This is a genomic window from Fulvimarina fulva, assembly GCF_039652615.1.
Classification (GTDB): Bacteria; Pseudomonadota; Alphaproteobacteria; order Rhizobiales; family Rhizobiaceae; genus Fulvimarina.
The window spans coordinates 728,113-741,256 of sequence record NZ_JBDJAC010000001.1 but is presented as its reverse complement, the minus strand read 5'-3'; the positions used below and the strand labels follow the sequence as shown (position 1 = coordinate 741,256).

The window sequence follows — 13,144 nt, the reverse complement described above, 5'->3', positions numbered from 1 at the left end:
CGCGATGCCGCTCGTTTGCTCGCGCGCAATCTCGGCCGAGCGCTCGTCGTCATGCTCCTGCCTGTGTGACGGATCGTTCTTCAGGCGGTCCTTCATGGCGTCATCCATCGCTCAGACCTCCCGGCTCTCGAAGTCGATCCGCGGATCGATCCAGGTATAGGTGAGATCGGAGATCAGCGTCGTCACGAGGCCGATCAGCGAGAAGATGTAGAGCGTACCGAAAACCACCGGATAGTCGCGCTGATAGATCGACTGGAAACCAAGATATCCAAGTCCGTCGAGAGAGAAGATCGTCTCGATCAGCAGCGAGCCGGAAAAGAAGGCGGCAATGAAGGCGCCCGGAAAGCCGGCGACGATGATGAGCATCGCATTGCGAAAGACGTGGCCGTAGAGAACGCGCCGCTCGGTGAGCCCCTTTGCGCGCGCCGTCGTCACATACTGCTTGCGGATCTCGTCGAGGAACGAGTTCTTGGTCAGCAGCGTCGTCGTCGCGAAGGCCGAAAGCGCGAGCGCGATCAGCGGCAGTGTCAGATGCCAGAAATAGTCCGGTACGACGCGGGTCGCGCAATTCGGCAGATCAAACACCGGCGACCAGGGCGCGCACCATCGTCCGTCGATTCCGTCGGAGAGCAGGCCTCGTAGCGGGAACCAGTCGAAGAATGAACCGCCGGCAAAGAGCACGATGAGCAGAACGGCGAACAGAAAGCCGGGAATTGCATAGGCGACGATCACGATTCCCGAGGTCCAGATATCGAAACTCGACCCGTCGTGCAGCGCCTTGCGGATCCCGAGCGGGATCGAGATCAGATAGGAGAGAAGCGTGATCCAGATACCGAGCGAGATCGACACCGGCATCTTTTCGAGGATCAGCTCCCAAACCGAGATCGAGCGGAAATAACTCTCGCCGAAATCAAAGCGGGCGTAATCCCAGAGCATTTTGCCAAAGCGTTCGAGGGGAGGGCGGTCGAAGCCGAACTGCTGCTCGAGACGCTGGATGAATTCCGGATCGAGGCCTTGAGCGCCACGATAGCTGGAGCTGTCGCCGCCCTGTCCGCCGCCGCCAAAATCGCCGCCGCCACCGCCGGACACACGGTCGGTCGCGCTACCTGCGTCGCCCTGAAGCGTCGCGATGACCTGCTCGATCGGTCCTCCCGGCGCGAACTGTATGACGATGAAGGAAATCGCCATGATGCCGACCAGCGTCGGTATCATCAAAAGCAGACGGCGGAGGACATAGGCACCCATGCGGGGGTCATTCTCCTGAACGGTTACGCCATGGAACCGACGAATGGGCGGCGAAGCGTTCCAAACTGTGTCGGTTCGCCCTCACTAGCAGGCTGGCGCCAAAGGGCAAAACGGAGCGATAATGGCGGCGCCCCGCGAGAAGACAATAGGGTTGCGACGCTGGCTCAGGCCTTGCCGATCGCGGCAGCCTTCTCCTTGTCGAACCACCAGAGGCTTTCGACCGGCCAGCCATAGTCGGGCTTAGGCGTATCGAATCCGAACATATCCCAGTAGGCGACGCGGTGCGCATCGGAGTGAATGTTGGGAATCCAGTCGAGGCGCCAGCGCAGGACCCTGTCGAGTGCGCGCATCGCGGTGACCAGGTCCTTGCGGCTGGTCACCCGTCCGACATGCTCGATCAACCTGTCCACCGCCTCGCTCTTCATGCCGGGATAGTTCGACGAGCCTTGCCGGTCCGCCGTCTCGCTGCCGAAGAGAGAGCGCAGACCGTTAGTGGTTGGGGTCGGGGATATCCCGGCCGCATGGCCGATCATGTCAAAATCGAACCGATTCGTGCGGTCGGTATATTGCGCTGCATCGACCACGCGGATCGACGCATCAATCCCGATCGCCTGGCAGGTTTGAACGAATTTGCCGTAGACGCGGGCAAATCCGGGATCGTCCACGAGATATTCGAGACGGAAAGGCTGTCCGCTCTTGTCGAGGATCCGCCCACCCTGCCGCTCGTATCCTGCCTCCTGGAGCAAAGCCAGCGCTGCTCGCAAATGCTCGCGATCGCGGCCCGACCCGTCGGAGACCGGCTGGGTCCAGGGTTCGCCAAACACTTCCTCAGGAATTTCGCCGCGCAAAGGTTCGAGTAGGGCGAGTTCGGCCTGAGACGGCATGCCTTCAGCTTTGAAGTCTGAATTTTCGAAGCAGGAGTCCGAGTGCTCGTAGAGGCCGTAGAACATGTTTTGATTGGTCCAGACGAAGTCGAAGCACAGGTTGATGGCGCGCCTGACACGCGTATCGGAGAACCTTTCCCGGCGCTGGTTCAAAGCCCAGCACTGAAACTTCGGAAACAGTTCCGCTGGAAACTCCCGCTTGACGATCTCGCCGCTCGCGATCGCCGGGAAATTGTACTCCGTTGCCCAACTCTTCGAGGTGAACTCCTCGCGGAACGTGATGAGGCCCTTCTTGAACGCTTCCAGAGCCGTCTGGCGCTCACGGAAGAAGTCGAGTCTCAAAGTCTGGAAATGATCGAGCCCTTTGGCAAATCCATGGTCCTTGGCCCAGTAGTCATCGCGCTTTTCGTATTCAATAAATCGCCCGAATTCGTAGCGACCGACCGTGTAACGACCAGTGCCGGGAATGATCTCGTCGGTCAGATCGTCAAGTGTCCGCCCTTCGAAAAACGCCTTGGAAAGGATCGGCAGCGACAGGACACCGATCGCATCCTGATAGTTCTGGTTTTCGCCAAAGGCGATCCGAACCCTCCGCTCGTCGAGAACCTCGGCGGATTTGAAATCTCTCAGTGCGATCTGGATCGACGGATGACCATTTTCGGCGAGCGTCTCGTAGGAAAAGACGACATCGTCCGGTGTAACGGTGTCACCGGTCGAAAACCTCGCTTCAGGCCTCAATTCAAAGTCGAATTCGAGGCGGTTCTGCGAAACGGTGACAGTCTCCGCGATCGCGCCATAGATAGCATCGGGCTCATCGAGGCTGCTGGTCATCAAGCCTTCGTAGAGAAGGTTCATGCGTGGAGGGGCGTTCCCCTTCAGCACCAGCGTGTTCAGCGTATCGAACGTCAGGACGGATTGGTTAAATGCCCAGTTCGGCGCGGAAAACGCGAATGTGCCACCTTGTGGTGCATCGGGGTTGGCATAGTCGAAATGGTCAAAATCCTTGGCGTATTTCAGCTCGCCGAACGCCGACAACCCGTGCAACGGAACACCTGTCTCCACCTCGGCAAGCGCTTCGCGAAGCGGCAGGGCGAGCGTTGCCGCCGAGCCCATGACCAGCTGTCCAAACCGCCGACGGGTCAGATGCGTCAACGCTCCCGCCATCAGTTCGCCGTCCCTTGCGCTTCGCTCGCTTCGGCTCTCGATGCCTGCTGTTCGGCCGCCGATTTCGTCCACCAGGAGAACGGATCGATGCCGGCATAGTCCGGGCTGTCCTCGGGGATGACGAATTTGTCCCAATAGGCGAGCCAGATCTCAGGCTTGTTCCACTGGGGAACGACGTAATATTCCCACTTCATGACGCGATCCATCGCCCGCGTCGCCGCCACCAGATCCTTGCGGTTCTCGGCATAGACGATGTTGTTGATCAGCTGATCCACCGCCTTGTTCTTGATGCCCGCATAATTGCGGCTGCCGGGGGAGTCCGCCGCCTCGCTTGAAAAGAAGTCGCGCTGCTCGTTTCCGGGTGAGAGCGACTGCGGATAATAGCGCATGCCAACCATCTCAAAGTCGAAATTGCGCATGCGTTCCACATACTGGTTGGAGTCGACGATGCGAATATTCACGTCGATACCCAGTCTGCGCAGATCGCGGGCATAGGGCTCCAATGTCCGCGTGTCGCGCGGGTCGTTGCCCAGCATCTCGATCGAGAACTGCTCGCCCGTCTTGCTGTCGATCAACCTGTTGCCCTTGAGCTCGTAGCCGGCCTCCTGGAAGAGGTTCAGGGCTTCGCGCAGATAGATGCGAGATTGGCTCCGATCGGTATAGTCGGGAAGGGTGAATTCCTCGGTGAAGACTTCGTCTGCAATTTCGCCACGAAGCGGTTCCAGGAATTTCAGCTCGCGCTCGCTCGGCAAACCGGTCGCCGCGAGCTCGCTGTTGTCGAAGTAGCTGTCCTGCCGCTGATAGAGGTCGTAGAACAGCGTCCGGTTCATTTCCTGAAAATTGTAGATCAGCGTCAGCGCCTCGCGGACGCGGCGATCCTGAAACTTCTCCAGCCGGTTGTTCAGAACATAGGCCTGCATGGACGACACCTGACCGTCGGGAACGACCTTCTGGATGACGTCACCGTTCTCGGCAGCTGGAAAATTATAGCCTTCAGCCCAACGCTGGGAGGAGTTTTCCAGTCGATAGTCTTCGAGACCGCCCTTCTTGAACGCCTCCCAGGAGGCGCTCTCATCGCGGAAATAGGTGTAGTCGATGCGCTCGAAATTGTATCGCCCGACGCGCGTCGGTTTATCCCAGCCCCAATAGTCCGGCACCCGTTCCCAATCGATCGACTGACCGGGCTGGAAGCCCGCGATTCGGTAGGGACCCGAGCCGAGCGGCGGAACGCTCGTCGGTTGGCTGATGTCGCGCTTTTTCCCGTTCTCGTCCGTGCCTTCCCAGTAGTGTTTGGGAAGCACCGTCATGTCGCCCACGATCTGAGGCAATTCCCGATTGCCTGTCTGGTCGAAGGTGAACGTCACTTCGCGCTCGCCCGTTTTCTCCGCCTTTTCGATATTGTGATAATAGGCGTTCCACTGAGGATGCAGTTCCTTCAGCCTGTTGAAGCTCCAGATCACGTCCTCGACCGTGATCGGTTCTCCGTCGTGCCAGCGCGCCTCCGGATCGAGCCGGTATGTTACGGAGGAGAAATCCGGCGGATAGCGCATGGCCTCGGCGATCATCGCGTGCGACGTGGAAGCCTCGTCCGGCGACTGCTCGAAAAGCGTGTCGTAGAGATAGCCGCCGCCGAAATTCGGCAGGCCCGCTGGAGGCGTGCCGCGAACGATGAACGGGTTGAAGCTGTCGAAGGAGCCGAGCGCGATTTCATTGAGCGTCCCGCCAACCGGTGCATCCGGGTTGACGTAATCGAAGTGCTTGAAGTCGTCCGGATATTTGTACTCGCCAATGAGCGAAACGGTGGTTCGCCACTTTCCGTGATCGGTCTTTGCTGCGGCTTCATCTGATCCGTCCGACCCGGCTTGATCGGCTTTGGTCGTCTTTGTGGAGCTTCCGGCTGAAGTCCCGTCACCAGTGCCGGTCGAAGCGGCAGACCCTGTGTCAGAGGCTTCAGGTGCTTGCTTGCTCGTGGTCGGCTGACCTTCACCGTCCTGCGCGAATGCTGAAGTCGCCACGATGAGACTGAGGGCTGAAGCGGCGGAAAAAAGAATGCTGCGGGAGAAAGAACGAGACCGGGGCGTCAGGAGCAAGTCGGGAACCCTCTAGAGAATTGCGGATGGCATAAAGCGTCTTCGTTTCAGCTCTTTATGCCCCGGATGCGGCAAGAATGTCACGTGACGAAACGGTCATGTCTCCATCGACGAAAGTGAGACATGCGGGGGACCACCAACAAAAAAGCCCCGGCTTCTGGCCGGGGCTTGTTCTCAATGCGTCGATCTGAAACGTGGATCAGTTGCCGCTTTGTGAGCCATCTTCCGAGAACTGCGACAGATAGGCGATCACGTTGTCGATGTCTTCCTGGCTCTTGAGTCCTGCAAAGGCCATCTTCGTGCCCGGCACCGTTCCGCGCGGATCGGAGAGCCACGTCGTCATCAGCTCGTGGGTCCACTTCTCCTTGTCTGCAGCCCAATCCTGGAACGCAGACGAGAAGCTATAGCCTTCGACGACACCGGGCTTTTCGCTCATTACACCGTTGAGCTCGGGCCCAATCCCGTTCTTCGCGCCTTCGCCGATCTTGTGGCAAGCCTGGCAACGACGGAAAATGCCCTTGCCGGCTTCCGGATCGCCAGCGACCTCAACGGCCTCGCCGGCGGACTGTGAAGCGGCAGCCTGTTCGCCGGAATCGCTGCCCTCGCTTGAAGCAGACTTGTCGGCTGCGGCCACCTGCTCTTCACCATCACTGGAGGCGGCACTCGCCTCTTCACCCGAAGTGGCGGACGACGTGTCGTCGCTTTCCTGAACCTCGTTCGCGCGGGTCTCAGGTTGCTGTTCCTCGCTCATGACCGGCGCCTGGTCCTGTCCGGGCATGGACGAGGCGGTGTCGGGGTCGGTCGTTCCCGCCGCCTGCACATCCGTGTCCTCGCCGGCGGAGCTGGGCTGTGTCTCAGCAGCACTTGCCTCCACCTCGGTGCCGTCCGTGCCTTCTTCGGCCTGCGCGGCTTCTTCACCTTCGGCAGGCGGCTCTGGCAGAGCGGCCGGATCATTGGAGAGGGAGCGCAGATAGGCAATCGTGTCGGCGCGATCCTGCGGGTCCCGAATGCCAGCGAAGCCCATGGCCGTGCCGTCGATGTAGCCCTTCGGATTGGCGAGGAAGTGGTCGAGGTGGTCGTAATCCCAGAGCACCGAACCCTCTTCGGAGAACGCGCTCATGGCCTGCGAATAGGAAAAGCCTTCATGCGATGCAATCGGGCGGTTCACCACTCCCCAGAGACCTGGACCAATCTTGTTTTCCCCGCTCTCATCGGCCGAATGGCAGGCAGCGCACTTTTTAAAATCGTTCTCGCCAGCGGCCACGTCCGCTTCCTGCATGCGAACCGCGATCGGGGTCACGGACGGCGCCTCGGCGGCGGCATCTCCACCGTCCCCACCGTCTTCCACCACGATTTCGTAGCCGGGCGTCTCGGGAGCTTCCGAGTGGAAAATACCTTCCGCGATAAGGCTTCCGCCAAACATCAGGAAGACTGTGCCGAGCACGGCGCCGGCGATCTTGTTGAATTGCCACGAATCCATTGGCGGGACGATCCCTCCTCAGTCTGCCGGTGGTTCCCGGCAAAGCCCACGAAATTTTCGCGGAACCTATGGGTTTTGCTAACTACAGGCAACAGCGCTATGTGGCGCTGCGGCTCGGACCTTTTGTCACCACGCTTCGGTTTCATCAAGCTTAGAAGCGTTCGACTTTTAAACTCGTTTGGTAATTTTACGAACAGCTCTGATCATGACGACACTTGTTCTCATTCCCGCCCGCATCGGCTCGACGCGGCTCCCGCGAAAGGCGCTGGCCGATATCGCGGGCAAACCGATGATTGTGCACGTGGCGGAACGCGCTCGTGAGGCCGATATTGGCCGGATCGCCGTGGCGACCGATGACGCCGAAATCGCTCAGGTGGTGCGCTTGGCCGGCTTCGAAGCCGTCATGACCAGCGCGGATCATCCGTCCGGCTCCGACCGCATCCACGAAGCCCTTCGCTCGCTCGACCCGAAGGCCGAAGTCCAAACGGTGGTCAATCTCCAGGGCGATCTCCCGACGATCGAGACCTCGACCATCAAGGCCGTGATTGCTCCATTCGAAGATCCGGGTTGCGACATCGCAACCATCGGCGTGAAAATTACTGACGTGCCGGAAAAAACCGATCCCAATGTGGTGAAGATCGTCGGAACACCGATCCTCGCCTCACGGCTTCGGGCCCTCTATTTTACACGTGCCACCGCCCCATGGGGCGATGGACCGCTTTACCATCATATCGGAATCTACGCCTATCGTCGTTCGAGCCTTGAGCGATTCGTCGCGCTCGGTGCCTCGACCCTGGAGCTGCGTGAGAAACTGGAACAGCTGCGCGCGCTCGAGGCCGGCATGCGAATCGATGCCGAAATCGTCAGCACCGTTCCGCTCGGCGTCGATACCCACGACCATCTGGAGAAGGCGCGCAAAATTTTGGACGTCCAATCATGAGCGACACCAAGCCGAAAATCGCCTTCCAGGGTGAACCGGGCGCCAATTCCGACATGGCCTGCCAGACGGTCTATGGCGATGCGATGACCCCGCTGCCGTGCCCGTCCTTCGACGATGCCTTCGCCGCGGTGCGCAGCGGTGAAGCCAAGCTCGGCATGATTCCGATCGAGAACACGCTGGCGGGCCGCGTTGCCGACATTCACCTCCTGATGCCCGATTCGGAGCTTCAGATCGTCGGCGAATATTTCATGCCGATCCATTTTCAGCTGATGGCCCTGCCGGGCGTTGCACGCGAGGACATCCGGGAGGTCAAAAGCCACATCCATGCCCTTGGCCAATGTCGCAAATACCTGCGGCGCAACGGTTGGAAGCCTCTGGTCTCAGGCGACACGGCGGGTGCGGCCCGCGAGGTCTCGGAATCAGGCAATCGCCATCAGGCTGCCCTCGCGCCGTCTCTCGCAGCCAAATATTACGGCCTCGACATCATCGAGAAGAATGTCGAGGACGAAGCAAGCAATGTGACGCGCTTCGTCGTTCTCGCCAACCCGGCCAATCAGGGCCTGGCTGATATAGAGGAAAGCCGCCTCAGCCTCTGGGCGCCACGTGATGCCACCCTGGATGCAGGCGGGCGCAATTATATCAGCCGCAACGTGGTCACCACCTTCGTCTTCCGCGTGAAGAACATCCCGGCAGCGCTCTATAAAGCGCTCGGCGGTTTCGCGACGAACGGCATCAACATGACCAAGCTGGAGTCCTACCAGCTCGGCGGCACGTTCTCGGCAACGCTTTTTTACGCCGATGTCGAAGGCCATCCGCACGATCCGGCCCTTGCCCGAGCGCTTGAGGAGCTTCGCTTTTTTACAGCCGAATATCGCAATCTCGGTGTTTACCCGGCCGCGACCAACCGCGAGGCGATGGTCGCGATCGACGGGTAGGGCAAGCACGACCTATCCCGTCTCTTCCACGAAGACGCGGATCAGATGATGCGCAATGGCAAGCGGGGGCGGCACGACCAGCCCTTCCGGGTGCCGGCGTTCCAGCATCAGCGCGACTTCATCCCGCTCGAACCAGCGGCAGGCTTCGAGTTCGTTCGAATCAAAGCGAACGTCTCCGCTCAGCGCCCGGGCCGTGAAGCCGAGCATCAGATTACCGGGAAAGGGCCAGGGCTGGCTAAAGCGATATCGAACCTTGCCAACTTCGATGCCGGCTTCTTCCACGGTCTCCCGGCGAACGGCGCCCTCCAGCGTCTCACCCGCTTCGACGAAACCGGCGAGGCATGACCACGAACTGGCAGGAAAATGCGGCTGGCGCCCAAGGATGCACCGACCTGCATCGTCGTGGATCAGCATGATCGACACCGGGTTGATCCGGGGGAAGACGATCGTGTTGCACCGGGTGCATTGTCGATTGGCACCGGCGAGACGGGCTTCGGTTTCTCCGCCACATTTGGAGCAGAACCGGTTGTCGCCATGCCAGAGAAGCAAATGCTGAGCCTGTGCAAGGCGGCCTTCAGTCTCCGGGTCCAGCACGCCTTGCGAAGCATACGAGCGCAGATCGATCGTCTTGACCGTTTCCGGAAGCGCGATGCAATCCAAGATCGGTACGGCGAGAACCGGGTGTTGTGCAGCATCATATCCGAGAAGGACGGTGTTCGGATGGGCCAGCTTGCCGAGCGTTTCCGCCACCTCGCGCCTGAAGGCCGGATCGGGGCGTTCGCCGCTGATGTCGCTCAGAAAGCCCGAAGCCGAATGCAAAAAAAAGCGCGCCGATGGATGGACGATCGCTGCTTCGAGCTCACCGTTCCAGCGTTCTTCCGTGCGCCGGTCGAGCGTATTGCCGGTAAAGCCGATCGGCACGTCGCGCGCATCGGTCCGGTCGTCGATGGGTGTCGTCATGCGGGCAGTATGGCTTTCACGATATCGCTGACAAAGGCTTTTGCCACGTTCGGCTCGTAGGGTACCCGCTCGCCATAGCCCCATACGGGGCCAGGCCAGTTCGAATCGCCTTCGGACCGGGCGATTATATGAGAATGGAACTGCGGGACGACATTGCCCAAGATGCCGAGATTCAACTTGTCGCAGCCTGTGAGTTTCTTGAAGGGCTCCGCGACGAGACCGTGTTCGAAGCTCAGCATGGTCTGATCGAGGTTCGTCATATCGAAGAATTCGACGATATCCGGTCTGCGCGGTATGAGCAGCAGCCACGGCCAGCGGCTGTCGTCCATGAGCCGCAGCTCGCAAAGGCCCAACTTCTTGATCGGATAGCTGTCTGCCTCCAATCGAGGATGCAGTTCGAACCGTTTCGTCGCTGTCATTTTATCCCCGCAACCGCGCCAACTTTTGCCCGACCCTCCTTGCAATTAGGGCACTCATCAGCGATATGGAGGTCGGGAGGTTGGTGGTGGACGAGCCATTCGCCAACCGGGTCAGGTCCGGAAGGAAGCAGCCCCAACGAGATTCGGCACGGGTCACCGTGCCAGCCTCCCACCTCATCACATCAGCTGAATGACGATCGCCTGCCTGTCATTAAGACAGGGAAGGCGTTGTGCGGTGCCGACCGCGTGGTCGCGCGGATCTTATCGGCGATCTCACGCATCTCTCCGACACCCCTTTGACACAGGCAGCAGGTCGGTTCGGCGCGCCCAGGACGATGAAACTCTGATCATCGGCTTCGACCATTTCGTGATTGATTTCGACTGGCTTGAGCAGGCCCGCAGCGGAGAAATAGTTTCAGTGTGACAAGCGATGAGGAACGCCCGCCAGCTAAGCCTCTGGCCTGGGCGAAGCAGCAGGATTACGGTTTGGCTGGATTTGAGATTAGGCTGCGATCTTGATACATCCGGGATGATGCGGGGCATGGCCTGCGCCGAACCGAAACCGGTGCTTCAGGGCCGCGACCCGGTTCCCAATGGCACAGTCTTCCATATGCGGTCGGCACTTCATAAATTTCGCGGACAGGGCAAAATATGAGCGACACGTCTGTCACCGAAGCCGCTGAGCCGGCCGCCGCCTACCGCGTTCTCGCTCGAAAATACCGGCCGCACTCCTTCGACGACCTCATCGGGCAGGAGCCGATGGTTCGGACGCTCACCAATGCGTTCGAAACAGGCCGGATCGCCCAGGCCTGGATGCTTACGGGTGTTCGCGGTGTCGGCAAGACGACGACGGCCCGCATCCTCGCTCGTGCTCTCAACTACGAGACCGAGGAGATCGATCAGCCGACGATCCACATGCAGGAACCAGGCATCCACTGTCAGGCGATCATGGAAGGCCGCCATGTGGACGTCGTCGAGATGGACGCCGCGTCCCATACCGGCATCGACGACATTCGGGAGATCATCGCGCAGGTCCGCTATCGCCCGATTTCGGCGCGCTACAAAGTCTATATCATTGATGAGGTCCACATGCTTTCGACGCAGGCCTTCAACGGCCTGCTGAAGACGCTCGAGGAACCGCCCGAGCACGTGAAGTTCGTGTTCGCGACGACGGAGATCCGCAAGGTCCCGATCACTGTCCTGTCCCGCTGCCAGAGGTTCGATCTGCGCCGCGTCGAGCCGGCAACGCTGATCGGACACCTGAAGCAGATCGCGGGCAAGGAAAATGTCGAGATCGAGGACGATGCGCTTCGGCTCATCGCCCGTGCCGCCGAGGGCTCTGTTCGCGATTCGCTTTCGCTGACGGATCAGGCGATTGCCCACGGGGCAGGGGCCGTCACGGCGGAGGCCGTGCGCGACATGCTGGGCCTCGCCGATCGGGTCCGCGTGATCGACCTCTTCGAATTTGTCATGAAAGGCGATGCGGCGTTGGCGCTCGCCGAACTTCGCGATCAATACACCGTGGGCGCCGATCCGGCGATCGTTCTGGGCGATCTTGCCGACTTCACCCATCTGGTCACGACGCTCAGATACGCGCCGGAAGCGGCGCAAGATGCCGTTCTGTCTCCCGACGAGGCCGAGCGCGGGCTTGCCTATTCCAAGAGCTTGTCCGCGCGCACCCTCGGCCAAGTCTGGCAGATGCTGCTGAAGGCGCTCGAAGAAACCCGCAATGCCGATTCGCCGCGTCAGGCGGCGGAGATGGCGTTGATCCGCATCGCCCATGCTGCCGACTTGCCGTCGCCGGACGACCTACTGCGCCTCTTGAAGAGCGGAAGCGCCGAGGGTCTGCCGTCACCAAAATCGCAAAGGTCAGAGGCCGGATCTTCCGCCGAGACATCCGCAGCCGGATCATCTGCCCAACCGCATTCTAACGGCTCCCCGGCATCCGATCCAACGATCGCTCGAGTAGCGCAACCGGTTCGCGCCGAAGCAGCGCCCACGGCGCAATCGATGTCGGCCCCGAATTCCAGCCCGAGCCGCACAGCTGCGGTGGCCACACGCCCCGCCCGGGCCCCGCTCTCGCTCGCAACCAGTTCGGCGCCCGCACCCGCTCCCCAGCAACAGCCGATGAGCCAGCCAAACGCGCCTGAGATCGAAATTGCAGATCTCGCGGCGCTTGCCGAGCTTGCAAAGTCCAATCGCGATTCCCGTGTGGAGGCATGGATCCGCCGCTATGTCCGGCTGAAATCCATTGGCTCGCGCCGCCTCGAAATCGGCGTCACGGACGAGGCGCCGGAAGCGCTTGCCGGCGAACTCATGCGCAAGCTCCACGAGTGGACCGGCGCGCGCTGGACTGTGACAGTGAATGGAGGGGTCGCTGGACAGACGCTTGAAGAGACGCGGGTAGAAAAACGCCTGGCCCTGTTGCGCGACGCGGAGCAGGACCCGGCGGTTGCGGCGGTCCTCAAGGCGTTTCCCGGGGCCAAGATTGCCGATGTCCGGTTGCGCGGCGACATGGTGGCGGAGGAGGCGGTCGCCGATCTCTCTGAAGGCCTGGAGCCTGCGCCCGACGATCTCGCGGACATGAATGATTTTGAGCCGGGGCTGGACTATCGGGGAAACGGCGACGATATCGGCGAAAGCGACGGAGCCTACTCCGATCATGACGACGACAGCGAAGACAGGTGAGTTTCGATGAAAGACATGCTGAACATCATGAAGCAGGCGAAAGCCATGCAGGAGAAGATGGCAGGCCTTCAGGAAGAAATGGCCGAAATGGCCGTTACGGGCCAGTCGGGCGGCGGTGTCGTTTCGGTGACGCTCACCGGCAAAGGCGAAATGACCGGCCTGTCGATCGACCGTTCTCTTCTGAAGGAAGATGAAGGGGACATCGTCGAGGATCTCGTTGTTGCGGCCTATACCGACGCCAAGACGAAGCTCGATGCTGCGCTTCAGGAAAAAACCCAGGCGATGACGTCTGGCCTCGGGCTACCCGCGGGCATGAAGCTTCCGTTCTAAGCCTTGTCC

Annotated in this window: 10 protein-coding genes and 1 other RNA gene; 5 read left to right on the top strand and 6 right to left on the bottom strand. The window is 60.5% G+C overall.

Annotation, left to right across the window (positions count from 1 at the left end):
* Window positions 1–111: 111 nt before the first annotated feature.
* From ABDX79_RS03430 to ABDX79_RS03415, 4 genes are all read right to left on the bottom strand, one after another.
* The gene (locus ABDX79_RS03430) at window positions 112–1,245 is read right to left on the bottom strand and encodes a microcin C ABC transporter permease YejB (RefSeq protein WP_346218833.1); all 1,134 of its coding nucleotides are present in this window, start codon (window positions 1,243–1,245) and stop codon (window positions 112–114) included.
* A 164-nt stretch (window positions 1,246–1,409) separates the two neighbouring features.
* Window positions 1,410–3,293: an extracellular solute-binding protein gene (locus ABDX79_RS03425; protein WP_346218832.1), complete on the bottom strand. Its 1,884-nt coding sequence runs from the start codon at window positions 3,291–3,293 to the stop codon at window positions 1,410–1,412.
* Complete coding sequence (locus ABDX79_RS03420; protein ID WP_346218831.1) at window positions 3,293–5,308, bottom strand: extracellular solute-binding protein; 2,016 nt, start codon at window positions 5,306–5,308, stop codon at window positions 3,293–3,295. Before ABDX79_RS03420 ends, ABDX79_RS03425 begins: the two co-directional genes overlap by 1 nt.
* A 274-nt stretch (window positions 5,309–5,582) precedes the next feature.
* Window positions 5,583–6,863 carry a c-type cytochrome gene (locus ABDX79_RS03415; protein WP_346218830.1) on the bottom strand — a complete coding sequence of 427 codons (1,281 nt, stop codon included), beginning with the start codon at window positions 6,861–6,863 and terminating at the stop codon, window positions 5,583–5,585.
* A 205-nt stretch (window positions 6,864–7,068) separates the two neighbouring features.
* On the opposite strand from ABDX79_RS03415, the gene ABDX79_RS03410 reads away from it, so the two are divergent.
* Both ABDX79_RS03410 and ABDX79_RS03405 read left to right on the top strand, forming a co-directional pair.
* Entirely contained in the window at window positions 7,069–7,803 is a 735-nt protein-coding gene (locus tag ABDX79_RS03410; protein ID WP_346218829.1) for a 3-deoxy-manno-octulosonate cytidylyltransferase, read from the top strand.
* Window positions 7,800–8,738, top strand: coding sequence for a prephenate dehydratase (locus ABDX79_RS03405; protein WP_346218828.1), 939 nt, complete (start codon window positions 7,800–7,802; stop codon window positions 8,736–8,738). Before ABDX79_RS03410 ends, ABDX79_RS03405 begins: the two co-directional genes overlap by 4 nt.
* 12 nt (window positions 8,739–8,750) lie before the next feature.
* On the opposite strand, the gene nudC is transcribed toward ABDX79_RS03405, so the two are convergent.
* Both nudC and ABDX79_RS03395 read right to left on the bottom strand, forming a co-directional pair.
* The gene (gene nudC / locus ABDX79_RS03400; RefSeq protein WP_346218827.1) at window positions 8,751–9,698 is read right to left on the bottom strand and encodes an NAD(+) diphosphatase; all 948 of its coding nucleotides are present in this window, start codon (window positions 9,696–9,698) and stop codon (window positions 8,751–8,753) included.
* Window positions 9,695–10,117, bottom strand: a complete 423-nt coding sequence (locus tag ABDX79_RS03395; protein ID WP_346218826.1) for an HIT family protein — start codon at window positions 10,115–10,117, stop codon at window positions 9,695–9,697. The genes nudC and ABDX79_RS03395 overlap by 4 nt, the downstream gene beginning before the upstream one ends.
* Window positions 10,118–10,192: 75 nt before the next feature.
* On the opposite strand from ABDX79_RS03395, the gene ffs reads away from it, so the two are divergent.
* The 3 genes from ffs (at window position 10,193) to ABDX79_RS03380 (ending at window position 13,135) form a co-directional block, all read left to right on the top strand.
* An RNA gene (gene ffs / locus ABDX79_RS03390) (signal recognition particle sRNA small type) lies at window positions 10,193–10,290 on the top strand.
* 478 nt (window positions 10,291–10,768) lie between these two features.
* Window positions 10,769–12,805, top strand: a complete 2,037-nt coding sequence (locus tag ABDX79_RS03385; RefSeq protein WP_346218825.1) for a DNA polymerase III subunit gamma/tau — start codon at window positions 10,769–10,771, stop codon at window positions 12,803–12,805.
* 6 nt (window positions 12,806–12,811) lie between these two features.
* Window positions 12,812–13,135, top strand: a complete 324-nt coding sequence (locus ABDX79_RS03380; RefSeq protein ID WP_346218824.1) for a YbaB/EbfC family nucleoid-associated protein — start codon at window positions 12,812–12,814, stop codon at window positions 13,133–13,135.
* Window positions 13,136–13,144: the final 9 nt, after the last annotated feature.